The 23,227-nt window shown below is 70.4% G+C and carries 15 protein-coding genes and 1 pseudogene; 7 read left to right on the forward strand and 9 right to left on the reverse strand.

Going from position 1 to position 23,227, the window contains the following annotated elements:
• Positions 1 to 8: 8 nt before the first annotated feature.
• The gene (locus AC1PLR_RS00850; protein WP_481102350.1) at positions 9 to 1,049 is read left to right on the forward strand and encodes an SDR family oxidoreductase; all 1,041 of its coding nucleotides are present in this window, start codon (positions 9 to 11) and stop codon (positions 1,047 to 1,049) included.
• 367 nt (positions 1,050 to 1,416) lie between these two features.
• Here the strand turns inward: AC1PLR_RS00850 and ligD are convergent, their stop codons facing one another.
• The 3 genes from ligD to AC1PLR_RS00865 form a co-directional block, all read right to left on the reverse strand.
• Positions 1,417 to 4,059 (reverse strand): DNA ligase D, encoded by a 2,643-nt coding sequence (ligD, locus tag AC1PLR_RS00855; protein ID WP_481102351.1) that lies wholly within the window; start codon positions 4,057 to 4,059, stop codon positions 1,417 to 1,419.
• 19 nt (positions 4,060 to 4,078) lie between these two features.
• Positions 4,079 to 4,255, reverse strand: coding sequence for a DUF3606 domain-containing protein (locus tag AC1PLR_RS00860; protein WP_420008511.1), 177 nt, complete (start codon positions 4,253 to 4,255; stop codon positions 4,079 to 4,081).
• A gap of 167 nt (positions 4,256 to 4,422) precedes the next feature.
• On the reverse strand, positions 4,423 to 6,750 hold the full coding sequence (locus tag AC1PLR_RS00865; protein WP_481103506.1) for a TonB-dependent receptor: 2,328 nt from the start codon (positions 6,748 to 6,750) through the stop codon (positions 4,423 to 4,425).
• A gap of 614 nt (positions 6,751 to 7,364) precedes the next feature.
• Here AC1PLR_RS00865 and AC1PLR_RS00870 point away from each other — a divergent pair.
• On the forward strand, positions 7,365 to 7,751 hold the full coding sequence (locus AC1PLR_RS00870; RefSeq protein ID WP_481102352.1) for a BlaI/MecI/CopY family transcriptional regulator: 387 nt from the start codon (positions 7,365 to 7,367) through the stop codon (positions 7,749 to 7,751).
• Positions 7,752 to 7,754: 3 nt separating this feature from the next.
• Entirely contained in the window at positions 7,755 to 9,884 is a 2,130-nt protein-coding gene (locus AC1PLR_RS00875) for a M56 family metallopeptidase (protein ID WP_481102353.1), read from the forward strand.
• Positions 9,885 to 9,905: 21 nt separating this feature from the next.
• Here the strand turns inward: AC1PLR_RS00875 and AC1PLR_RS00880 are convergent.
• Together AC1PLR_RS00880 and AC1PLR_RS00885 are read right to left on the reverse strand one after the other, a co-directional pair.
• Positions 9,906 to 10,694 (reverse strand): annotated as a pseudogene (locus AC1PLR_RS00880) (ribonuclease H-like domain-containing protein); the annotation flags it as partial.
• 311 nt (positions 10,695 to 11,005) lie between these two features.
• Complete coding sequence (locus AC1PLR_RS00885) at positions 11,006 to 13,525, reverse strand: DEAD/DEAH box helicase (protein ID WP_481102354.1); 2,520 nt, start codon at positions 13,523 to 13,525, stop codon at positions 11,006 to 11,008.
• Positions 13,526 to 13,759: 234 nt separating this feature from the next.
• Between AC1PLR_RS00885 and trhA the strand changes: the two genes are divergently transcribed.
• Together trhA and AC1PLR_RS00895 are read left to right on the forward strand one after the other, a co-directional pair.
• Entirely contained in the window at positions 13,760 to 14,422 is a 663-nt protein-coding gene (gene trhA, locus AC1PLR_RS00890; protein WP_371184401.1) for a PAQR family membrane homeostasis protein TrhA, read from the forward strand.
• 64 nt (positions 14,423 to 14,486) lie between these two features.
• A complete protein-coding gene (locus AC1PLR_RS00895) occupies positions 14,487 to 14,999 on the forward strand; it encodes a hypothetical protein (protein ID WP_481102355.1) in 513 nt (170 codons plus the stop codon).
• 48 nt (positions 15,000 to 15,047) lie between these two features.
• Here the strand turns inward: AC1PLR_RS00895 and AC1PLR_RS00900 are convergent, their stop codons facing one another.
• From AC1PLR_RS00900 to AC1PLR_RS00915, 4 genes are all read right to left on the reverse strand, one after another.
• On the reverse strand, positions 15,048 to 16,745 hold the full coding sequence (locus tag AC1PLR_RS00900; protein WP_481102356.1) for a peptidoglycan-binding protein: 1,698 nt from the start codon (positions 16,743 to 16,745) through the stop codon (positions 15,048 to 15,050).
• 52 nt (positions 16,746 to 16,797) lie between these two features.
• On the reverse strand, positions 16,798 to 17,958 hold the full coding sequence (locus tag AC1PLR_RS00905) for an XAC2610-related protein (protein WP_481102357.1): 1,161 nt from the start codon (positions 17,956 to 17,958) through the stop codon (positions 16,798 to 16,800).
• 130 nt (positions 17,959 to 18,088) lie between these two features.
• A complete protein-coding gene (locus tag AC1PLR_RS00910; protein ID WP_481102358.1) occupies positions 18,089 to 18,646 on the reverse strand; it encodes a lysozyme inhibitor LprI family protein in 558 nt (185 codons plus the stop codon).
• Positions 18,647 to 18,743: 97 nt separating this feature from the next.
• Positions 18,744 to 20,567, reverse strand: a complete 1,824-nt coding sequence (locus AC1PLR_RS00915; protein ID WP_481102359.1) for a family 43 glycosylhydrolase — start codon at positions 20,565 to 20,567, stop codon at positions 18,744 to 18,746.
• Positions 20,568 to 20,719: 152 nt separating this feature from the next.
• On the opposite strand from AC1PLR_RS00915, the gene AC1PLR_RS00920 reads away from it, so the two are divergent.
• Together AC1PLR_RS00920 and AC1PLR_RS00925 are read left to right on the forward strand one after the other, a co-directional pair.
• A complete protein-coding gene (locus AC1PLR_RS00920) occupies positions 20,720 to 21,628 on the forward strand; it encodes a DUF4424 family protein (RefSeq protein ID WP_481102360.1) in 909 nt (302 codons plus the stop codon).
• 159 nt (positions 21,629 to 21,787) lie between these two features.
• Positions 21,788 to 23,182: an MFS transporter gene (locus tag AC1PLR_RS00925; RefSeq protein WP_481102361.1), complete on the forward strand. Its 1,395-nt coding sequence runs from the start codon at positions 21,788 to 21,790 to the stop codon at positions 23,180 to 23,182.
• Positions 23,183 to 23,227: the final 45 nt, after the last annotated feature.

Genomic DNA, 23,227 nt, shown 5'->3' on the forward strand with positions numbered 1-23,227 from the left:
TATTGCCGATGGCCTCCCGCAAGCGTCCTGCCGCCACCAAGTCCGCCCCGTCCAAGCGCAGTGGCGCCGTGGCGTCGTCCAGCGCCAAGACCGCGCAGCAGCAGCGCGCGCTGCAGCGCGCGGTCGATGCCGGCGACGCCAAGCCCAAGCCCAAGCCCAAGCGCGCCAAGCCGGGTGACGCCGGCCAGGCCGGGCCGCGCAAGCAGCCGCAGCGCATGCCCAGGCAGCACCTGGCCAAGCCGGGCAACGAGCACGCGCTGGCGCTGCAGCCGCGGTTCGAGGCGCCGGAGTACGTGGGCAGCGGCAAGCTGCGCGGCATGAGCGCGATCGTGACCGGTGCCGACTCGGGCATCGGCCGCGCAGTGGCGGTGCTGTTCGCGCGCGAGGGCGCGGATGTGGCGGTGCTGTACCTGGACGAGCACGAGGATGCGCAGGTCACCCGCCAGCACGTCGAGAAAGAAGGCCGCCGCTGCATCACCATCGCTGGCGACGTGAAGGATCCAGCGTTCTGCGAGGGCGCGGTGGCGCAGACCGTCAACGCCTTCGGTGGGCTCGATGTGCTGGTCAACAACGCGGCTTTCCAGTTGCATTGCGATGCGCTGGAGGACCTGAGCGAGGAACATCTGCAGGAGACCTTGCAGACCAACATCGCCGGCTATTTCCACATGGCACGCGCGGCGCTGCCGCATCTCAAGCGTGGTTCGGCGATCGTCAACAGCGGTTCGGAGACCGGGCTGTTCGGCAGCAAGTCGCTGCTGGACTATTCGGCGACCAAGGGCGCGATCCATGCCTTCACCATGGCCCTGGCCAGCCAGTTGCAGCCGCGCGGCATCCGCGTCAACGCGGTCGCGCCAGGGCCGGTGTGGACGCCGCTCAATCCTGCCGACAAGCCTGCGGAGGACGTGGCCGAGTTCGGCAAACAGAACCCGATGGGGCGCCCGGCGCAGCCGGAGGAACTGTCGCCGGCGTATGTGTTCCTGGCCTCGCCGATCACTGCCAGCTACATCAATGGCGCGATCCTACCGGTGATGGGTGGGCCGACGGGGTAGGGGGCGAGTGGGTTGGCGGGTGAGTTGGCTGGCGGTCGGACCCTCACCCCAACCCCTCTCCCGCCGGGAGAGGGGCTTTTGATTCCCTTCTCCCCTCGGGACCATGGCCCCCTTTTTGGGGGAAGGTGCCACGAAGGGGCGGATGAGGGTGCGGTCGCTCGTGTTCGATCTCAGCGCGTCGCTTCGCGCCGGACCCTCACCCCAACCCCTCTCCCGAAGGGAGAGAGGCTTTTGACTCCCTTCTCCCCCCGGGAGAAGGTGCCCCGAAGGGGCGGATGAGGGTACGGGTCGCTCGTGTTCAATCTCAGCGAGTCGCTTCGCGCCGACCCTCACCCCAACCCCTCTCCCGACGGGAGAGGGGCTTTGCTCACTCCGTTTCGGCCCAGCGCGCCAGGTTCTGCTTCAGCGCGTCGATGCCGGCCCACGGATCCTTGCGTCGCCGTTTCAGCTTGGCGGGGACGTCGCGCAGCTTGAAGGCGTCGGCGCGGTGCAGCTTGGGCAGGTCGCTCCAGGCCAGCGGCATCGCCACCGGGGCGCCGGCGCGGGCGCGCAGCGAGTACGACGCCACTGCGGTGGCGCCGCGGCCGTTGCGCAAATAGTCGACGAAGATGCGCTGGTTGCGCAGGCGCTTGCTGGCGGTGGCGAGGAAGCGCTCGGGTTGCGACTGCGCCAGTGCGTCGGCGAAGCCGTGGGCGAAGCGCTTGGTCAGGTCCCGGTCGCAGCCCGGCGCCAGCGGCACCACCACGTGCAGGCCCTTGCCGCCGGACACGCGCAGGAACGATTCCAGCTCCAGTTGCGTGAGCAGCTTGCGGATGTCGGTGGCCGCGCGCTTGACCTCGGCGAAGGGCACGTCCGGGCCCGGGTCCAGATCGAACACCACGCGATCGGCGCGCTCCGGGGACGCGGCATGCGCGCCCCACGGGTGGAACTCCAATGCGTTGAACTGCACCAGCTCCAGCAGCCCGGCGGCATCCTCGACCACCAGGTACTCGGCCTGGGTGCCGCTCTCTTCCTTCAACCGCACCGACGACACCAGTTCCAGTCCGGCGGTGTGGTGCTTCTGGAAGAAGCACGCGCGTTCGGCGCCGGCCGGGCAGCGGATGATCGACAGCGGGCGGCCGGCGATCTCCGGCAGCAGGTGGTCCATCACCGCGCTGTAGTAGTCCCACACCTCGCGCTTGGTCGCGCCGATGTCGGGGAAGACCACGCGGCCCGGGCTGGACAGCGTCGGCGGTGTGCGCGCGGTGCCCGTGGTCGCGACGTCGCGCTTGCTGCGCCGAGGACCGCTGGTCTTGGTTTCGCTCGACTTCGCAGCCTTCGTCACCTTGGTCGCCTTCGTTGTTTTGGCCGTTGCGTCTGCCTTGGCTTTCCTGGCCGCCGGCGTCACCCGCGCCGCCGCCGCGCGCGGTGCCGGTGCGTCGGCATCGCCCAGGTCGGCGATGTCCTTGTCCGGTCGCACCGCCTTCAACGAGGCCTGGCGCAGCAACTGCTGTCCGCCGATGCCGCGGTAGAACACCTCCACCACGAAGCGCGGCGCGAACCAGCGCGCGCTGCGCAGATCGGTCTCGGTGGTGGGCACGTGCACACTGGGCGTGGCGCTGCCGGCCTTGCCGATCAGCGCGGTCAGCTCGCGCAACAGGGCATCGGAGAAGCCGGAGCCGACCCGCCCGACGTACAGCCAGCCATGTTCGGCATCCGGCCGCGCCAGCAGCAACGAGCCGAAGCCGCTGCGGCTGCCCTTGGGCGCGGTGTAGCCGACCACCGCGAATTCGTCCGAGCGCAATTGCTTGGTCTTGCGCCAGTCGTCGCTGCGGCCGCCGTGGTAGCTGCGGTCGGCGCGCTTGGAGACGATGCCCTCGAAGTGCTGCGCGCCAGCGAGCTGGAACGCGGCGTCGCCGTCGCCGTCGATGTGCGAGCTGAAGGCCAGGTGCGTATCGGCGTCCTGCAGCAGCCGCTGCAGCAGCGCCTTGCGTTCGGACAGCGGTGCGGCGGCGATGTCGATGCCGTCCAGATGCAGCAGGTCGAACAGGGCCAACGCCAACTTGCCCTGGCGCTCGCCGGACAGCACCGCCTGCAGCAGGTTGAAGTCCTCCTTGGTCCCCTTGCCGGCGATCAGTTCGCCATCCAGCGCCGCCGAGCGCAGGCCCAGCGCGGCGATGGCATCGCGGATCTCGGGAATCTTGTCGGTCCATTCGATCGCGTTGCGCGACCACAGCCGCACCACGCCGTCGGCGACGGTGGCCAGGATCCGGTAGCCGTCCCACTTGATCTCGTGGATCCATTGCGCGCCCTGCGGCGGGGCATCGCCCAGCCGGGCCAGCTGCGGCGCGAACGGTCCGTCCGGCGCCGCCGCCGGCATCGCGCCCGGCAGCGCCTCGGCCAACTTGGCCCAGTTCGTCCGGCGGCCTTTGCGCACTGGCGCCACCGCCGTGACCTTGCGCTTGTCCGGTTTGCCGGCGCCGGCGCGTTTGATGTCCTGCGCCAGCGCCGCGGTGACATCGGCCAGCAGGTCGTCGGCCTCCAGGTCGCCGGCGAAGGCGTCGTCCTCCTTGAACAGCAGCCACTGCGGCTGCCGCGCCGGCTTGCCCGAGCGCACCAGGTGCCAGCCACCCTTGAGCTTGTCGCCGAACAGTTCGAAGCGTAGATGGCCCTTGGCCAGTTGCGCCTCCGGATCGTCCGCGCTGCTCCACACGCCGTGATCGAACTGGGCGACGTGGCCGCCGCCGTATTCGCCCTGCGGGATCTCGCCCTCGAACGTGGCGTAGTCGAGCGGATGGTCTTCCACCTCTACCGCCATGCGCTTGACCTTGGGGTCGTAGCTCGGCCCCTTCGGCACCGCCCAGCTCTTCAGCGCATCGCCGACCTGCAGTCGGAAATCGTAATGGCGGCGGCTGGCGTGGTGCAGCTGCACGACGAAGATCGGCCGCTGCCCCGACGGCACCGGCTTGCCCGGCTCCGGCTCGCGGGTCTTGTCGAAGCGGCGCTTGCGGCGGTAGTCGGCGAGGCTCATGGCGCGGGCCCGGCCCGCGTCACTTGCGCAGGTGCGCGCGGACCGCCGCGGCACTGCTGCCCACGGCTTGCACGGCGGCGCGCAGCGCGTCGGCGGACACGCCCAGCGCCTGCGTCCAGTAGCGCACTTCGTAGTCTTCGTGGAGGTTGATGCGGTCGCGATCGGGCGAACCGGTGTTGCGGGTGTCGTCGCTCATGCCGATGTCCTGCTGTCCAGAAGCCGCTGCGGTCGTGGGGCGCCGCGTGTGGCGGCGAGTGCCGACGGACGCGGCGTGCGTCGGCGAACCGGTGCGGAAACTTCTAGTCGCGCCGGCGTGGCATCGCCGTGAACGCCGTGTCTGCCCCATGCATGCGCGCCGCCCGCTCAGAACGCCAGCGAGGTACTGAACAACACCTGCCGCGGCGCGCTGCGCTGCAGCGTCTGGTAGTCGCCAGCGAACGCCGAGCCGGCGATGTTCGCGGTACCGATGTTGTGGCGATCGAGCAGGTTGCTCACGTCCAGGCGCAGTTCCAGGCCGGGCAGCGGGCTGTCCGCGCCAAGCGTGTAGGCCGTGTACGCGTTGACCTGCCAGAACGCCGGTACGCGCAGGTCGTTCTCGTAGGTGAAGGGCTGATGCAGGTACTCGGTGCTGGTGGCGCCGAAGCGCCAGTGGCGCACATGCGCCGACAGGTCGCTGACCAGCGACAGTTGCGGATAGCCGGGCTGCGCCTTGCCCTGGATCGGATAGACGTTGCCGTCGACGACCACGTCGCGGTCGTAGACCGAGCGCGCCAGCGCCACGCCCTGGTAGAACTGCAGGTGCGGGGTCAGGTCGGCGGTCACGCCCAGGTCGGCGCCGAAGGTGTGCATCTTCGGCATCACCTGCACGGTGTTGACCTGCGCGAACTGGGTGCCGACCGCGGCCGACAGCAAGCGGTGACGGATGTCGCCGTAGAACACGTCGGCGGTGACGGTGGCGCGGTCGAAGCGATGGGTGCCGCCGAGGGTGAGGTTCCAGTCCTGTTCCGGCTGCAGGTGGCGGGCGAGGCGGTCGAACGTGGCCTGGTCGGGGACGGTCCAGGCGGAGGCGGTGTAGCCGATGTTGCCGCGCTGGGCGACGCGGAAGCCGTTCATCGCGCTGCCCAGGTCGATGAAGCCGTCGGTCTGCGCGGTCGGGCTCCAGAACAGCGACAGGTGCGGCAGGAACGCGCTTTTGGCGCGCAGCGTGCCGGAGGCCGGCCGGTCCGGCGCACCGCCGACACCGCCACCGCTGGTGCGGAAATCCACCGCCTTGACGCCCAGGCCCAGCACCAGCGTGTCGCCCAGGGCGATGTCGTCGTGCACGTACACCTGGCGCGCGCGGGTCGTCCACTGCGAGCCGTTGTCGGTCTGGAACGCCGGGCCGTAGGTGTCCCACGGCCCGATGGTGCGCAGCGGCCGGCCTTGTCCCAGCAGCGGCTCGCTGTACCAGAAGGTCGCCGCGTCGGCGCTGGCGTGCTCCTGCCAGAGGCCGGCGCTGAGGGTGTGCCGGCCGAGCAGGTAGCTCAGGCTGAGCAGGGCGCCGCTGCGCTGCAGGTGCGGTGCCTGCACCTGCTCGGAGAACGGCGCGCCATTGGGCGAAGGCGTGGTCGGGTCGCTCAGCGTGGCGTGGGTGCGGCTGCGCGCGCTGTAGACCTGCACATGTCCGTTGAGCGCGTCGGAGATGCGGAAGTCGTGCGCGAGCGAGGCGATGCGGTCGTCGGTGACCTGACCGGTGTCGTACGGCAAGAGCCCGGCCAGCGTGCCGCAGCTGTAGACGCCGCAGGAGGCGCCGGCGTTCTGCGGCAGGGCGACGGCATAGGCCCTGGCGTAATCGGGATAGAAACTGTCGGCGCGCCAGCCGAGCTTGCCGAGCATGTCGAAGGACAGGTTGTTGTAGCCCCACATCGCCGCGTGGCTGGCCGACAGGAACACGGTGAACGTGCCCCAGGCCACGGCCTGCGTCGCCTTCAGGTCGCCGCGCAGGAAGCGCTGGGTGCCGCCACCCTGGTATTTGTCCGCACCCAGCCGTTGCAGGTCCACCTGCAGCTTCGGGCCGTTGTCGCCCTGCTGTCCGCTCTGCGCGGAAACGGTGGTGACCTGGGTCGCGTCGCTGCCCACACCTTGCTTGACGCGCAGGCCGGGCGAGTCCTTCGGTTCGCCCAGGCGGTACTCCAGCGCGCCGCCGTTCGCGCTGCTGGAGAACACGCTCACCGGCGCCGCGCCGGGGCTGACGGTGATGGTGCCGATCGCATCCGGCACGCCGACGTTGACCACGCTGGTGCCGGTCAACGACAGGAAGCCGCTGTCGTTCAACGGCACGCCTTCGAAGGTGATGCCCATTTCGTTCATGCGGAAACCGCGCACGAACAGACTGGTGGCGGAGACGTCCAGGCCCAGCCCGTCGGTGGCGGTGTAGCTGGCGCCGGGCACGGTCTTCAGCCGCGCCAGGCCGTTGCTGCCGGCGACGTCGGCGTCCATGTCGCCGGCATTGATGACGTAGCGGTTCGGGCCGACCACTTGCGTAGGCGCCACCGACGCCGCATGCGGCGAGGCCACCACGTCCAGTGCGGACAACGTGGTCGGCGTGGTGTTTGCGTTGCCGCTGGCAGTCGCCTCCGCGGCGTGTGCCGTGGACGCGGCGAGGCAGGCGGTCAGCGTCGCGGACAACAACGACGGCGTGCACGCGCGCATGCGGCGATGCGGTGCGGGCGGCGGCAAGGCGGTGGCGCGGAGACGGGAGGAAGTCGCGTGCATGGTGGGATCCGGCGTGGAGTGGGAGCGGTGGCGCACGCGCGCACCCAGCGCTGGGCGGCGGCCTCGCGGCGACGCCCGGCTGGTTGTGCGTTTGCGATGGAAGGGCGCCGGCAGTGCGGCGCGGACCAGGGGGCGTGGCGCGTGGCTTTGCGGCTGTTCGCTGCAAATCGATGAAGGCGAACGGCGCATCCGCGCGGCAGCGCGTGACCCGAGGTGGAGACAGCGGCGTGAAGCGATGCAGAGAATTCTTGCACCGCATGTGCGCTTGCACCATTGCGCGTTGGTACAGCCTTGCCTGCCGCGCGTATGCGTGGCGATACCTGGGTATAGGGCATTCGGTCCCCAGCGCGAACAGTCGGAGCGCAGCGAACGTGAGGCATGGACGAACCGACTACCCAGACATCCGCCAGCCTGCGATAAGCGCTGCCAGCCTCGCGGCCGGACACCATCGCCAGGCCTGCAGCCGCCTGTCGCCCGTGACCTGCGACCTATTGACGACAGTTGTCGTCACGGGTAGCTTTGCCGACACGTGTAGTCATCGGAGCGGGCGGATGCGTCGCAAATCGATCGGGGACCAGGAACTGGCCCTGCTGCAGTACATCGCCGAGCGCGGCGATGCCAGCGTCGGCGAGGTCGCCGCCGGGTTCGGCGAGGCCCGCGGACTGGCGCGTTCGACGGTGCTGACCATGATGGAGCGCCTGCGCGCCAAGTCCTATCTGCGCCGTCGCCAGGTGCAGGGCGTGTACCGCTATGCCGCCACCAGCGGCCAGGACGACGTGGTGCGCAGCGCGGTCGGCAGCTTCGTCGAGAAGACTCTGCAGGGCTCGGTCTCGCCGTTCGTGGCGTGGATGTCGCAGCGCGCCGAGGTCAGCGACACGGAGCTGGCCGAACTGGAGGCCCTGGTGGCCAAACTGCAATCGCAACGGCGAGAGGACTAAGCCATGCACAGCCTGTTGGGGACGGACGTGTTCGAGACTCTGCTGTCGCGGCTGCTGGCGACGAGCGTGCAGACGGTGGTGCTGGTCGCGCTGGTCTGGGCGCTGTGCCGCTGGCTACCGACCCTGCCGGCGGCGACGCGTTGCCGGCTGTGGTGGCTGGTGGCCGCGCAGAGCGTGCTGGGCCTGCTGTGGGCCGGGGCGGTGCAGTTGCCGGTACTGCCGGCCGCGCCGGCGCAGATGGCGACGCCACCGGCGGTCGTCGCCACGATGCCGGCGACCCCGGTACGCGCTGCGACGTCGTCTGTGCAGGCCGCCTCCGCGGTGCCCCCGCAGCTCAACGTCAACGCGACCGCCGCCACCGCTGTCGCGTCGATCGCCACCCCGCCGGCCACGCCGTCCTTGGCAGCCTGGCCGTGGGCGCAGGCGCTGGCGGCGTTGTGGCTGGCCGGCGTGCTGGTCTGCGCCGCGCACAGCGTGCTGGCCTACCGCCGCAGCCGCCAGCGTGCGCGCGCGGCGGCGCCGTGCACCGACGCCGCCCTGCTCGGCGCGTTGCGCCTGGCCGCCGAGGCGCACGGCCTGCGCGAGCCGCCGCAGCTGCGGCTGTGCGCGCACATCGATTCGCCGCAGTTGATCGGGCCGTGGCGGCCGGTGCTGCTGCTGCCGGCGCGGCGCATGGCCAGCCTGCGCGCCGACGATCTGGACATGGCACTGACCCACGAACTGGTGCACCTGCAGCGCCGCGACCTGTGGTGGGGCCTGCTGCCGGCCGTGGCGCAGCACCTGTTCTTCTTCCATCCGCTGGTGCATCTGGCCAACCGCGAGTACGCCCTGGCCCGCGAGGCGGCCTGCGATGCGGCCGTGGTCGCCGGCCACCGCCATTGCCGTCACGACTACGCGCGGCTGCTGGTGCAGCTGGGCGTGGCGCCGCGGCCCAGCGCCGGCGTGGCCAGCGCCTCGCCGACCTTCCTGAGCCTGAAACGGAGATTGCAGATGCTGCAGACCACGTCCGCTTTTCCGCGCCTGGGCGCGGCCCTGATCCTGACCGCGGTGACCGTGCTCGGCGTGATGCCGCTGCGCCTGGTGGCCCAGCCCGGCCATGCGGCCCCGAGCGCGGCGCCGACCCGGCCGGCGCGCACGCCGGCGGCCGACGTGGCGACCGATGTCGATGCCGGCACCGAAGCCGCGGCCGATGCGGCTGCCGCGGCCGCCGAGGCGGCGCAGACTGCCGCCGATGCTGCCGGCGATGCCGCCGCGCAGGCGGCCGACGTGGCCGATGCCGCGCGGGAACGTGGACGCGAGGCGGCGGCTGCTGCGGCAGAAGCCGCCGAAGCTGCCGAAGCGACCGACGCGGCGGACATGGACGATGCCGCGCGTGCCGCCGACGCGCCCGCCGCGCCGCTGCCGCCGCGTGCGTCCAGGGCGGCCAGGGTGGCGGCAGCGACGCCCGCGCAGCCTGCACCGCCGCCGGTCGCGCCACTGCCGCCGCCCGCGCCGCTGGCGCCGCCGGCACCGGCGGTCCCCGCTGCGCCGCCGGCCATCGGCTCGCGGATCAGCAAGCGGTCGGTGCAGAAGACCCGCAACGGTCAACTCGAACAGTCGTATGTCCGGGTCAAGGGCAACCACTCGACGATGAGCGGCAGCAGCGACGAACTCGCCAGCATGAAGCGCGAGACCCAGGGCGATGGCCTGTGGTTCCGCCGCGGCGGCAAGCGCTATGTGGTGCACGATCCTGCGCTGCTGGCCCGCTTCGACGCGCTGTTCGAGCCGATCGGCAAGCTGGGCGCACAGCAGGGCGAACTCGGCAAGCGCCAGGGTGCACTGGGCCGCGAGCAGGGCGAGCTGGGCCGGGAACAGGGCAAGCTGGCGCAGGAGGCCGCGGCGCGGGCGCTGGCGCGTATCGACATGGACGCCGTCGCTGCCAAGGCGCAGGCGAATGCACAGGCAGCGCTTGCGCAGCGCCAGGACGCGCTGTCGGCGAAGATGCGCGTGCTCGGCGAACAGCAGGCTGCGCTGGGCCGGCAGCAGGGCGAACTGGGCGCGCGGCAGGGCGAATTGAACGCGCAGCTCGATCGCGAGGTCGACCGCCTGTTCGATGCGGCCATCGCCGCCGGCAGTGCGCAGCGGCTGGAGTGATCCGCCGGCCGCAAGCCGCGCCTACGCCGACGCGGCCGCCGCCAGCGCGCGTTCCTCGGCCTCGGCGGCGACCAGGCGCTGCAGCAGCAGCGCCAGCGTGACCACGTCCTGATGGTTGTGTGCGGCGACGCGACGCAGGTTGCGCGCGTTGCCGCCGCGCAGGTAGCCCAGCCACGCCGCCGGCGCTTCCGAGCCCGGCAGATCGTCCTCGCGCACCACCCGCAGCAACTGCCGCTCGATGGTGGCGAGCTTGCAGTTCTCCCAGGTGCCGCGGTAGCGGCGGCGGGTGGGATGCAGCAGGTCCACGTGGTCCAGCGCCGACAGCGGATCGGCGCAGCGCGCCAGCCGGTAGCGGGTCTTCAGCAGCGGCGCGTCGTAGCAGCGGCCGTTGTAGCTGGACAGCACCGTGCCTGGCCGCAGCCAGGCGCGGAACGCCTCCAGCATCGCCTTCTCCGCGCCCATCGTGGCCATCAGCAACTGGCGGATGCGCAGGCCCGGGCCATCGGCCGGATGCACGGTCCAGTCGGCCGCGCCGATCATGAAGGCGCGCGTCCCGGTGCCGCCGGCCAGGCCGGTGGTCTCGGTGTCGAAGAACAGCAGGTCGGTCGGTTCCACCGCATCCTCGCGGCGGGCGAAGGCCAGCGACAGCGCGCCGGCGGGGATCGGCTGCGGCAGGAATGCCTCGATCAGGTGCAGCCCGGGCGCGATCTCCACCCCGGGCAGATGTCGATCCGGCGCGGCTGGCTTGCGCGCGACCGCTGCCGCGGCGGGCGCGACGGCGCGCTCGCGCAGGCCGAGCAGGCGGCGCAGGGCGGACACATCGGTGCCGCCGCGGTCGAACGGGGCGATGGCGATGGGTGGCGCCACGGCGGTGTCGGTGCCGCCGCTGCGCGCGGGAGCGGGTTGCGTGCGTGCGGCCGGCGGTGCCGCGTGCGATGCGACCTCGCGCGGCTGCGCCGTTGCCTGCCGCGGCGCGTGCGTAGGCGTCGTCGCCACAGCGTCCGTGCGCGACGCGCGAGGCGCATCGGCCGCGGTGGGATTGCCGGAGGACGCCGGCGTGCGCTCGGCGCTGGCATCGCCGGCCTGCCGGCGCAGCGCGCGCAGGCGCTCCAGGCTGATGCTCATGCGCTCCACTCCGGCAGCGCGTCGGCATCGACGTCGGCGGCGAGCGTGGCCGGGCCGCGCGCGTCCAGCGCCGCGTCGTCCCCGCCGTCGAGCAACAGGCGCAGCACGCGCAACGCCAGCGCCCGCGGCGTGGTCGCGCTTTCCTCCTGCGCTGCCAGCACCGGGCCGACGCAGGCCGGGCAGCCGGCCACGCAGTCGCAGCCCTGTACCAGTTCGCGCGCGCGCTGCACCAGCTCGGCCTGGCGTCGCCACAACGGCTCGCTCAGGCCGACGCCGCCGGGGAAGTTGTCGTACAGGTACACGGTGGGCACGAACTGCTGCAGTTCGACGCTGGCCGGCTCGCCGCTGTCGCCGCCGCGCAACTGGCCACGGCCCTTGGCATCGGCCACCGCGAACCAGGCGCCGTCGCCATCGCCCACCGCCTGCTGCAGATCGCGCGCATCGGCCATCACCGCCACCGTGGCCACCACGTGCAACGCGTAGGCCGCGCCCAGGAAACCGTCCAGCGCGTCCTGCTTGCTGCCGAACGCCTTGAGCAGGGTGGCCTGCGGCAACTGCCACCACACCGCGGTGGTGTGCAGTTCCTGGTCGGGCAGGTTGACCGGGCCGTAGCCGATGTTCTCGTGGGTGTAGTAGCGGATCTTCTTGTAGCCGGCCACGCGCCGCACCACGTGCACCTCGCCGTGGTGCGCGTCGCCGCGCCCGGCTGCGCCGCCGTCGAAGCGGTCCAGCACCTTGAGCTTGGTGAAGTCGATGCTGTCGGTGTAGTAGTCGACGTGGGTGCGGGTGACGTAGGCCTTGCGCCCTTCCCAGTCCAGCTTCTCCACCTGGTAGGGCGTGCTCTGCACCATGTGGATGGCGCCCTCGTACAGGGTCAGCGCGGCGGCGGAATAGTCGACCTCGGCGATGATCTGCTGCTTGCCGTCGGTCTTGTCCACCACCACGAAGTTGCCGTCGGCCACCGAGCGCAGGCTCACCGCATTGGCCGGGTAGCTGTCGGCGATCCACTCCCAACGGTCGCCCTCCTGGTGCACCACCTCGCTCTCGGCCAGCGCTTCCAGGAACACCGCCGGGTCCACCGGGCCGAACGCCTCGCCGGCGACGAAGGTCAGCTCGAACGCGGCGCAGCGGATGTGGTCGAACAGGATCAGCGGCTGGTCCGGGGCGATGCGCGCGTGCTCGGGCGAGGCGTCGGCGAAGAAGTCCGGATGCCGCACCACGTACTGATCCAGCGGCTGCGAGCTGGCCACCAGCACGCCCAGCGCCGGCTGCTGGCGGCGCCCGGCGCGGCCGAAACGCTGCCAGGTGGCGGCGACGCTGCCGGGGTAGCCGTTGAGCACCACCACGTCCAGCGCGCCGATGTCCACGCCCAGCTCCAGCGCCGAGGTGGAGACGATGCCGTCGATGCTGCCGGCACGCATCGCCCGTTCGGCCTCGCGGCGCTCGCTGGGCAGGTAGCCGCCGCGGTAGGCGCGGATGCGCGGCGGCTTGCGCGGGTCGTGGTCGAAGATGTCCTTCAGGTACTTGGTCAGCACCTCCACCATCAGCCGGGTCTGCGCGAACACCAGGGTCTTGAGCCCGGACTTGATCGCGATGCGCGCGATGCGGTTGCTCTGCGAACGCGCCGAGGCGCGCAGGCCCAAGTCGGCGTTGACCACCGGTGGGTTCCACAACAGCACGTGCTTGTCGCCGCTGGGCGCGCCGGAATCGGTGATCGCGTGCACGCGCTGCTCGATCAGCGCCTCGGCGTGCGCGCGCGGGTTGCCGATGGTCGCCGAGCACAGGATGAACTGCGGCGTGACGCCATAGAACGCACAGATGCGCTTGAGCCGGCGCAGCACGTTGGCGACGTGGCTGCCGAACACGCCGCGGTAGGTGTGGATCTCGTCGATCACCACGTAGCGCAGGTTCTCGAAGAACTGCGCCCACTTGGTGTGATGCGGCAGGATCGCCTGGTGCAGCATGTCCGGGTTGCTGACCACGATGTCGCCGTGCAGGCGGATTGCCTGGCGCGCATCGCCGGGGGTGTCGCCGTCGAAGGTGAAGGCCTTCACCCCGAGGTCGCCGGCACGGTTGAGGTCCAGCAGTTCGGCCACCTGGTCCTGCGCCAGCGCCTTGGTCGGGAACAGGTACAGCGCCTTGGCCTGCGCGGTCATCGCCGCGGCCACCACCGGCAGCGTGTAGCACAGTGACTTGCCCGAGGCGGTGGGGGTGACGATGGCCACGTGCTCGCCGCGCTGCGCCGCCTCCCAGGCCTCGGCCTGGTGGCTGTACAGCTGCGCGATGCCGCGTTCGCGCAATGCCGCGGCCAGCGCCGGTGGCACGTCGTCCGGGATCGGCGCGTAGCGGCCGGCCTGGCCGGGGATGGTGAAGCTGCCGGTGATGCGGTCGTGGTAACGGCGCTCCAGCCGCGCGCTGAGCAGGGCGCCATCGCGCGAGGGCACCCCGTCGGTGGTGGACAGGGCGCGCTCGGCGTCCTCGGTGCGCGGGGCTAGGGCGTGGGCGTGGGCGGGCATCGGCACGGCTCTCAAAGCGGAACAGGGAAGCGAAATCGCGTCTCAGGGTATGAGACGGGGCGCGCCGAGGCGAGGACGGCAGATGAGCGGATTCAGGCGGGGCGGTTGCGGGTGCGTTGCCCATATGGATGCCGCGCCATCGGTGCGTTGCCCCGGTCGCCTTGCGCGCGTTGTCGTCCTCGACAGGTATCCTGTCGTCCCCCCGGCACCGGCGGCCCCTGTCGCCCACTGTTCCTGTCCGTGTCCGCTTCCGCGCTTCCCCCGCACTACCGCACCGCCGCCGCCCGCCGTGCCGATCTGCTCGTGCATGCCGCCGGCCTGCTGCTGGCCGTGGTCGGCGGCGCGCTGCTGGTCTGGCGCGCCCATGCCAACGATGCGCTGATCCTGGCCACCAGCATCTACGCGCTGGGGCTGCTGACCATGTTCGCCTGCTCGGCGGCGTACAACTTCGCCCCGCCGCAGCGCCAGCCGGTGCTGCGCAAGCTCGACCACGCCGGCATCTTCGTGATGATCGCCGGTTCCTACACGCCGTTCTTCGTGCTGGCGCTGTCCGGCGCCTGGGTCTGGTCGATGACCCTGGCGGTGTGGGGCGTGGCGCTGTTCGGGGTATTCGCCAAGCTGTTCCTGCCCGGCATCGCCAAGGGCTTCTGGGTGGCGATCTACCTGCTGCTGGGCTGGGCGGGGATGGCCGCGGTCAAGCCGATCGTGGCCGGACTGGACACGCCGGTGCTGTGGCTGATCGCCGCCGGCGGCGCGATCTACACGGTGGGCGTGGCCTTCTACGTACGCAAGTCGATGCTCTACAACCGCGCGATCTGGCATGCGCACGTGCTGGGTGGCGCGCTGGCGCACTGGTGCGCGATCTGGCTGTGCCTGCGCCCGCTGTCGCCGACGTGAACGGCGGTGGCGACGCGCTAGAGATGGCCGCGCCGCGTCCGTAAGCTCGGGCGCCATGGACAGCATGGGCACAACGGAACCGATCGGCCGGCGCCTGAGGGCGTTGCTGGCTGTCGCGTTGCTGGCGGCGTGCACGCAGGTGCAGGCGCAACAGGCGGCGCCTGCGACCGATGCCGCTGCGCCGCCCGCGTCGTCCGTCGCCATGCCGCCGGCCACCGACGCTGCCAAAGACGACATCCAGACCCTCGGCGAAGTGCGCGCGCTGCCGCCGGACGAGGGCGAGCCGCTGGATCTGTATCGCTTCAAGAATCCGGTGACCCCACCGCCCAACCGCTTCGACAAGGACTGGCGGCCGCCGCCCTCGGTGGAACAGGTCAGCCAGAGCGGCGGCTACATCGCGCTTGGCGTCTACTACCTGGCCGGCAAGGCGGCCAAGGGCCTGCATGCGCTGACCGGCGGTCCCGACCAGGTCCAGGCCGCCGTCGCGCGACCACCCCCGCAGCTGAGCGAGGCCGAGCTGCAGCGCGCCATGAAGGTGTGCGCGGAACAGGGTGGGGGCTGCGCGGCGGGGCAGTGAGCGTGTCGCCAGCTAGCCAGGGCTCGGGCACCGTCGGCACGGGCCGTGTCATCCCATGCTTCTGCTGTTGGCCTCGCGTGTCTGTGCGTCGCGCTGTTGCTCCATGGCGACCTGAGCCTGCAGGCTGGCTTGGCGTTGCTGCTCCGATTGCGCCAAGGCACCGAAGGACACCTCCACTGGTGTATTGATCGCTTGATCGGTCGGCATGTGCGCGCGCAGGCTGGCGGGATTGCGTGGATCGCCTTCGACGACGAAGACGTACTGCCCCGGCTCGGCCTGACGGCCGCGCTCGCTGAGCAGCACATGATCGACGCGGGTCAGGCCGTTGCGCGTGGCCAACTCGGTCAGGCTGGCCTTCATGCATGCGCTCGCGGTATCGGACGCGCGGCCGAGTTGCCGGTCCAGCGCGTCGACGCCGTTGGAGCAGTCCTGATACAGCGAGCTGTGCATGACCGCAGGCGCTGCTGGCGTCGGTGCTTGGCCTCGCCGCTGATCGGGTGATGGCTCCTGCGTTGCAGGTGCAGATGGAGCGGGTTGCGCCGGCGCCTGCTGGCGGGTCTGATATTCGGCCCTAGTATACGGTGGCGGTTGCGGCGGCCAATTTTCCGGACGGTCGAATTCGGTGGTGGGCGCTAGATGCTGGCTCACCGCGGACGCATTCAACTGCCGCCGCGTCTCCGTATCGGCGCGTCCGGTCTCCTGCAGCCCATTGGCCTTCTGGAATGCACGGACGCCGGCTTCGATGTGCTCGTCGTAGAGGCGGTCGCCGCCCCAGTTCGGAGGCGCATTCTGGATGTAGCCCAGGCCCTGCAACTGACGGCGCAGTTCATAGACAGGTTCCCCCTTCTCGCCTCGGCGGAGCTCTCCGTCCTTCAAGGGGCCGTACAGGTCGGTCATCGTCTGGCGCTTGAATTGCGGCTGCGCCTGCAGGGTATCGGCGCGCAGTTCGGCCAGCATGGCGGCATCGACGCGGCCGGTTGGCTCTGCAACGCCTTTGCTGCGCTCGTATTGTTTGACTGCATGCTCGGTGCCAGCACCAAAGTCGCCATCGGGGGAGATGGCCTTGCCTTTGCTATCGGTCATTCCCAGCGCGGCCAGATACTGCTGTGCTTCGAACACAGTTTGATTCGCGTCGCCCTTGCCGACGGATGCTGGCGCATTGGATGCGGCCGGCGGCTGCGCGGGTGCCACGGCTTCGCGTTGGGCGCGCTCTACCAGCGCCGGTACCGAAGCTTCCCAAGTGCGCGCATAACCGGCGATGGTTTGCACGCTTGCCGCATCGCGGGGATTGATGATCGCGCGTGCGCCGGCATAGTCCTGTTTGTCGGCGTTGATATGGGCGGCCAGGGTCTGACCCTGCACGAAGTCGCCATCGCGCATGCCGGCGACGAGGATCTTCGCCGCAATGGCGGGTTCCGCGGCCCGGCTTGGCGATTGCACGAGTTCGCGGCCTAGCCCGGCCTTCTCGCCAAGCTTCTCGTACAACTCGACATGGGTGAGATGCGCATAGCCGCGGCCGTAATAGGCTTCGCCACCGTGATACGACAGCGTCACGGCCTGCTTTCGCCCCCAGTCCTCTTCAGGGGCCTGGAAGTCTTTGGATTCGTGCTGTGCCGTGGCCAGCACATACGCGATCTGCCGGGTATCAGTGACACCGTGGTCCAGGCAGCTGCGGACGATCAGGTCGACCGATTGTTCGCGTGTCAGACCGAATCCCGCGTTTTGCTTGCCGTATCCGTCGCTCATGGGAGGTCCTTGTCTCTCTGTGTCATGCGAGGGTTGCGCCGCACTGGCTTAGCTACTTGCAGGAATCGATGGTCTTGCTGGAATGCCGCGTCGGTGTCGTTCCATGCAGAGCAAGCGCCACCATGGTGCGCTTGCATTGTCCTTCTTCCGACCACAGATGCAGGGTCGTGCCGCTGATGCCGGAGAGTGTGAGGCCGCGTGTCGCCTGTGCGAGCTTCTCGCTCTTCACGAAGCGCTTGGCCTTTGGATCGAATAGATAATAGGTATAGGCGGGCGCGCCGAGGCGGCCGGAAAAGTCGGTCCACAACAGCAGATCGTCGTAGCCGTCACCATTGATGTCCGAGACGATCACGGTGTAATGCAGGCCCTCGCTCTCTTCGCCCTGTTGAGTAATGGGGCCGCGATAGGCGGCGACATACTCTTGCTGGTCGGTTGTCTTGTTCAAAAAGACCAGCGACGGGACCGGGATGGACTGCTCACCCGCCGGACGCCGCACCACGACCGTCGCGGGCGCGCAGCGCAGCAGTAGCCCGCCGGTGTCGCGACAATGTGCGTCTGCGACCTGCAGGCTTAGATCTCCCAGGGAAAACGCGACCTGTCCCGCCGCATCCGGCAGCCCAGTCGCAGTGAACACCTTCGCCGCCGAGCCTGCATCGGGCGACGGCGTGATCGGCTTGGCGGCACTGATCGACGCGACGAACTGCGGATCGTTCAGTTGGCGCAGGCGGCTGATCGTCGTGGCCAGCCTGCATTGCTTGGCATCCAGGCGCATCGCCGGGCTTGCCTGCTCTGGCAGCTTGCACCGATTCTGGTAGATCTGCGCGATCCATTGGCGCTGTGCGGCTTGCAACGCCGATCGCTCTTTCGCGGACGGCAGGGCCGTCATGCGGGCGCGGTAGACCCTGTTCAACTCGCCGTCCTGGTAGGCGAACTCCTCGTCCACGCAGCGTTCCCGCCCCTCCTGCTGCATCGCCTTGGCGAGACACTGCGAATATGTGGGACGCAGCGCGTCCTTCTGCAACGCCAACAACTCCGCGCCCGACGGCAAGGACGGAGCCGCCGCGACTGCGCCACTTAGCACGATCGCGGACAAGGCCCCGAGGCACCGGGTGCCGAGCCAGCGCGCGTGCGCCCATTTGAACGATGAGACAAGGCCAGGGTGCGGCAGTTGTGGCGACGTGCTCCGCTTACGAATCTGATCTCGTTGTTCCATGCCTGCCATCTCCGGCCTCCGTGCAACGCCTTTGAAAGACCTCAGCTGTGCTTTGCTGCCTGGGACAATCGCCTGTTCAGCACCGCAACACGCTGCCGCGTAGCGTCCGACAGCTTGCCTGTCACTGCCCTCAACGCCCGCCGCGCGTATAGCCTTCCAGTTCGTCGGCGCGGGAGCTGATCCGGCGCAGGGTGGCCTCGGCGCTTTGCAGGCCAGCCTCCTGGCCGCGGGCGCCGAACGTACGGTCGAGCTGTGCGGCCTGGTCGTTGGACTGCTGCCAGGTGGATTGCGCATCCATCAGGCGGGAGCGGTCCATGCCGCTGAGGCGGTAGCGCAGCTTGTCGTAGGCGCGGTCCAGGCGTTCCTGCTGCACGCGCTGTTCGCGCTGGATGCAGCGCCGGTTCTCGTCCAGGCCCTGGGCCTGCTTGCGGCAGTCGTGGTAGGTGGCGGACAGGCCATCGCTCGGTGCAGCGGCTTCGGCGCCGGCCGGCGGCGTCTGCTGCAGTTGCTGCTGCATCTGCTGGATCTGCTCGGCCTGCTGCTGCAGCAGGCGTTGCTGTTGCTGAAGTTGCGCGTCGCGCGGGTCCATCTGCTGCGCGGCGGCGTTGCCGCACACGCCAGCGACCACCGCGGCGATCAGCCATGCGCGCAACCGGCGCTGGCGCTGGGTTCCCTGGTGCTGGTGCATCGTCCTTCTCCTTCGATCGGCAACCGATCCTGCCGCGCGCCGCATCGCCGGTGCGCGGTCGAGGTGGCGCCAAGCATACGGGAAGGCCGTGATGGCTTCATGGCACGGCGATGGGTGCGCTCAGCGGGGAGACACCGCGTTCGTCGAACGCTTCGACGGCGAACACGTAGTCCTGGTCGACGTTGAGCGCGCGGAGTTCCAGGTCGGTGCCGCGGTCGGCGAACACCTGGTAGGTGAGGGTGAGGCGGTCGGCGCGCAGGCCCCAGCGCACGTTGTAGCCGACGGCGCCGGGTACCGCCTGCCAGTGCACGCGGGCGTTGCGGCGGTCGGCCTCGCGGTGCGCGACCACGCCGGTGGGCGCCGGTGGCGGGGCGCCGTCGGCGTTGCCGAACACGCGCAGGTCGCTGATCGCCAGATGGGCGGCGCCGACGTGGCCGTGCACGTAGCGGATGTAGCGGGTGCGCACCGATGCGGGCAGTTGCAGGTAGGCGTTGGGCCGGTCGCGGCGGTCGGCGCCGTCGCCGACCTCGGCCAGCGGCAGCCAGTGGCGGCCGTCGCGCGAGTGCTGCAGCCGGAACGCGGTGTAGATGTCCGGCGCATCGCCGTAGCGGCCGGCACGGTAGTCGGCGAAGTTGATCTGCACTGCGCGCACGTTGCGCTCCCCGCCCAGGTCCACGGTGAGGGTCTCGCCGGCCGCGTTGCGTGCGGCGACCCAGTAGCTGCGCGGGTCCTCGTCGGTGGTGCGGTCGGCGGCGAAGCCGTCCAGGGTGGACGAGGCGGTGGCCGGCTTGCGGTAGGACAGCAGCATCCAGCCGGTGAACAGCGTCTCCGGGTCGGCCACCGGGCCGTCCGGCATCCAGTGCGGGAAATCGCCGAAGCGGGTGGACACGCGCATCTGCCCGTCGTCGGCGAACGCGGCCGGGAACAGCACGATGCGCCGTTCGAAGGTCCAGTTGGCGCCGATCCAGGCGGTGCCGCTGTTCCACCAGTTGCCGTGCGCGTCCTGGAAGGTGGAACCGTGGCCGGCGCCCTGCATGAAACCGCCGGGCTTGTACGCCACCGGGTTGTAGGGTGCGTAGACGAACGGGCCGAGCGGGTGCTCGCCGACGTACACGCCGTTGGCGTAGGCGTTGTACTCGCTGCCCGGCGCGCCGTATTGCAGGTAGTAGCGGCCGCCGGTCTTGGTCATCCATGCGCCTTCCAGGAAGCTGCCGATCGGGCTGCCGTCCGGGAAGCGGGCGCCGCGGTGATCGGGGCCGAAGCGCTCCCAGCCATGCTGCGCCGGGTCCAGCGCGAGCAGCGGCGTCGGCACGCCGCGGAAGGCGAAGCCCTGCGCACTGCGGTCCATGGCGATGCCGTACAGCGGGTAGCGGTCCGACGAGCCCCAGTACAGGTACCACTGGCCGTCGTCGTCGATGAACAGGTCCGGATCCCAGGGGCCGGGCGGCACGTCGCTGAGCGGCCTGCCCTTCATCTCGGTGCCGATCGGCTGGGCGCGCGGCAGCGTGGGCAGCAGCCGGGTCAGGAAGTCGAGTTGGCCGCTGGCCGGGTCGCGGGTCTGCAGCAGCGGGCGCGGTTCGAAGGCCGACTGCATGATCACCAGGCGGTCGCCGTCGGCGACCACCGCCGGCGCGACGATGCTCTCGAACGGCCAGCGGCTGGGCGTGACGAACTGCCAGTCGAGCAGGTTGGGGGAGCGCCAGTAGCCGTCGGCCAGGGTCTGGAACAGGTAGTAGGCATCGCCGAAGTGCACGAACACCGGATCGGCGCCGGTGCGGTAGGAAATGCCTTCGTTCAACTGCTCGAAGTTGTAGCGGTAGTCCAGGTCGATCGGGTTGGCGTAGCTGCGCGCGCCCGGTGCCTGCGCTGCGGCCAGCCCGGCGGACGCCAGCAGCGCCAGCGTTGCGAATGCTTTGAACATGGCGATGGCCTTCCCCCCGTGACGGCGGCGGCTACCGTAGCAAACGCCGTGGAGGGGCGCGATGCGGCGCGTGATGCGCCGCGGTTACCATGGCGCTCGTTCGCCGGCGCCGCGCTGCGGTCGCGGCGCCCATCCGATCGACCCCCGATTCCATGACCACCAACGTCTCGCCGCGCCGCCTGCTGCCCTCCCTGCTGCCGTGCTTGCTGTTCGCCGCCGCGTCCGCCTTCGCCAACGACAGCAGCATCGGCGACGCCAATGGCTCCATCGAGCTGATCCGCCAGCCGGACATCCGCATGAGCAAGGAAGACCTGTTCGTCAGCGAGGAGCGGGTGCAGGTGGACTACGTGTTCACCAACACCAGCACGCGCGAGCTGCTGGTGCCGATCGCTTTCCCGATGCCGCCGATGTACTTCGGCATGGCCGACCACAGTGCGCTCACCGACTTCAAGCTGTGGGTGGACGGCAAGCCGGTGCGCACCGAGCGCCGGCTGGTGGCGAAGCTTGACGGCAGCGACATCTCGCGTGCCTGGGCGGCCAGTGGCTGGACGCCGGACGACTTGGCCGAGTACGTCGAGAGCGGCAACGTCCCGGCCGGCCGCAAGCCGCTGCCCGGGCGCTGGTTCGATGCGGACGGGCAGCCGCGCTTCACCCTCAGCGAATACTTCGTCTGGCAGCAGCGCTTCCCCGCCGGCGGCACGGTGGCGATCCGCCACAGCTACGTGCCCAGCGTCGCCACCGGCGTGCCGATGCTCGCCAGCGATCTGATCGGCGAGTACGCCAAGCCCACCTGCCTGGACGCCGCCACCCAACAGCGCATGCGTCGCCGCGCCGGCGCCAACGGCCTGCAGTGGAGCAACCTGCGCTACGTGCTGCGCACCGGCGCCAACTGGAAAGGGCCGATCCAGGACTTCCACCTCACCCTGAAGAAGCGCGCCCCCGGCGACCTGCTCAGCCTGTGCTTCGACGGCGACCTGCAGCGCACCGATGCGCTCACTTTCGAGTTCCGCCAGCGCGACTTCATGCCCGACCGCGACCTGGACATTCTGTTCCTGCGCTGATCCGTTGCCGGCACCCGCCGTGTCCGGCCGCGCCGAAGCCGACATCTCGCTGAACGCCGAAGCGGCGCGGTCTGCAGTTTTCGCCCGACGCGGTGGCGCGCGCGGCGGCGGATCGGGCAGCATGCGGCGGCGCGTTTCCTCCCCCCAGGACCCACCCGCATGCGCGATGTCGCCGTTGCCGCTTCCGATCCCGTCGCCCTGGTCGCGGCGCGCATGGAGCGCCTGCCGCCCACCCGCACCCTGTGGCGCCTGGTGGCGCTGCTGGCGCTGGGCGGCTTCTTCGAACTGTACGACCTGTTCCAGACCGCCTACCTCAGCCCCGGCCTGCTGCGCGATGGCATCTTCGCCGAGGGCGCGGCCGGCGTGTTCGGCATCGCCGACCAGGCCGCGTTCGCCTCGGCGACCTTCCTGGGCCTGTTCCTCGGCGCAAGCCTGCTCAGCCCGCTGGTCGATCGTGTCGGACGCCGCGCGGTGTTCTCCTTTGCGCTGCTCTGGTACAGCGTGGCGACCGTGGCGATGGGCCTGCAGCACAGCGCGCCGGGGGTCATCCTGTGGCGCGGCGTGGTCGGCATCGGCCTGGGCGTGGAGCTGGTCACCATCGACACCTACCTGTCGGAAATGGTGCCGCGGCAAATGCGTGGCGCGGCGTTCGCGCTGGCGTTCTGCGTGCAGTTCCTGGCGGTGCCGGCGGTGGCGCTGAGCGCCTGGGCGCTAGTGCCGCACGCGCCGCTAGGCCTGAGCGGCTGGCGTTGGGTGGCGCTGCTCAGCGGCGGCTTCGCGCTGGCGGTGTGGTGGCTGCGCAGCCGTTTGCCGGAGTCGCCACGCTGGCTGGCCACCCAGGGCCGCCACGCCGAGGCCGACGCGGTGCTGCAGCGGCTGGAGGCGCGCTGTGCCGCCGACCTGGGGCGGCCGTTGCCGGCGCCGGATCCGCTCCCTGCCTCCCTTGCGCCGCCGCCGCGCTTCTCCGCGCTATGGCAGCCCCCGTACCGGCGCCGCATGGCAATGCTGGTGACCTTCCACATCTTCCAGGCGATCGGTTTCTTCGGTTTCGGCAACTGGCTGCCGGCGCTGCTGGCGCGGCAAGGCGCCGACAGCGTGCACGGGCTCGGCTACGCCTTCGCCATCTCGCTGGCGTATCCCGTGGCACCGCTGCTGCTGATGGGCGTGGCGCAGCGCTGGGAGAACAAGTGGCAGGTGGTGGTGTCGGCGCTGGGCGCGATGCTGTTCGGCCTGCTGTTCGCCTGGCAGCACCAGCCGCTGTTGCTGATCGCCTGCGGCGCGGCGGTCACCTTCTGCAATGCCTGGATGAGCTTCGCCTACCACGGTTACCAGGCCGAATTGTTCCCCACGGCGCTGCGCGCCCGCGCGGTGGGCTTCTGCTATTCCTTCAGCCGCCTGTCCACCGCCGCCAGCAGCCTGCTGATCGGCATGCTGCTGGACCGCACCGGCCATCGCGGCGTGCTCGGCTTCATCGCCGCCAGCCTGCTGATTGCCGCCGCGGTGGTGGGCCGGTTCGGACCGCGCACCCGCCAGCGCGCGCTGGAGCGGATCTAGGGCTGGCCCTGGGCGCACGGGCGCGCCGACCGCTGAACGTCCCGA

This window comes from Xanthomonas sp. NCPPB 3570, assembly GCF_056725115.1.

What these genes read in the sequence shown, in the direction of transcription:
- AC1PLR_RS00850 (WP_481102350.1), top strand. Translation starts at nt 9, where the DNA reads ATGGCCTCCCGCAAGCGTCCTGCCGCCACCAAGTCCGCCCCGTCCAAG.
- ligD (WP_481102351.1), bottom strand. Translation starts at nt 4,059, where the DNA reads ATGAGCCTCGCCGACTACCGCCGCAAGCGCCGCTTCGACAAGACCCGC.
- AC1PLR_RS00860 (WP_420008511.1), bottom strand. Translation starts at nt 4,255, where the DNA reads ATGAGCGACGACACCCGCAACACCGGTTCGCCCGATCGCGACCGCATC.
- AC1PLR_RS00865 (WP_481103506.1), bottom strand. Translation starts at nt 6,750, where the DNA reads ATGCGCGCGTGCACGCCGTCGTTGTTGTCCGCGACGCTGACCGCCTGC.
- AC1PLR_RS00870 (WP_481102352.1), top strand. Translation starts at nt 7,365, where the DNA reads ATGCGTCGCAAATCGATCGGGGACCAGGAACTGGCCCTGCTGCAGTAC.
- AC1PLR_RS00875 (WP_481102353.1), top strand. Translation starts at nt 7,755, where the DNA reads ATGCACAGCCTGTTGGGGACGGACGTGTTCGAGACTCTGCTGTCGCGG.
- AC1PLR_RS00885 (WP_481102354.1), bottom strand. Translation starts at nt 13,525, where the DNA reads ATGCCCGCCCACGCCCACGCCCTAGCCCCGCGCACCGAGGACGCCGAG.
- AC1PLR_RS00895 (WP_481102355.1), top strand. Translation starts at nt 14,487, where the DNA reads ATGGGCACAACGGAACCGATCGGCCGGCGCCTGAGGGCGTTGCTGGCT.
- AC1PLR_RS00900 (WP_481102356.1), bottom strand. Translation starts at nt 16,745, where the DNA reads ATGAGCGACGGATACGGCAAGCAAAACGCGGGATTCGGTCTGACACGC.
- AC1PLR_RS00905 (WP_481102357.1), bottom strand. Translation starts at nt 17,958, where the DNA reads ATGGAACAACGAGATCAGATTCGTAAGCGGAGCACGTCGCCACAACTG.
- AC1PLR_RS00910 (WP_481102358.1), bottom strand. Translation starts at nt 18,646, where the DNA reads ATGCACCAGCACCAGGGAACCCAGCGCCAGCGCCGGTTGCGCGCATGG.
- AC1PLR_RS00915 (WP_481102359.1), bottom strand. Translation starts at nt 20,567, where the DNA reads ATGTTCAAAGCATTCGCAACGCTGGCGCTGCTGGCGTCCGCCGGGCTG.
- AC1PLR_RS00920 (WP_481102360.1), top strand. Translation starts at nt 20,720, where the DNA reads ATGACCACCAACGTCTCGCCGCGCCGCCTGCTGCCCTCCCTGCTGCCG.
- AC1PLR_RS00925 (WP_481102361.1), top strand. Translation starts at nt 21,788, where the DNA reads ATGCGCGATGTCGCCGTTGCCGCTTCCGATCCCGTCGCCCTGGTCGCG.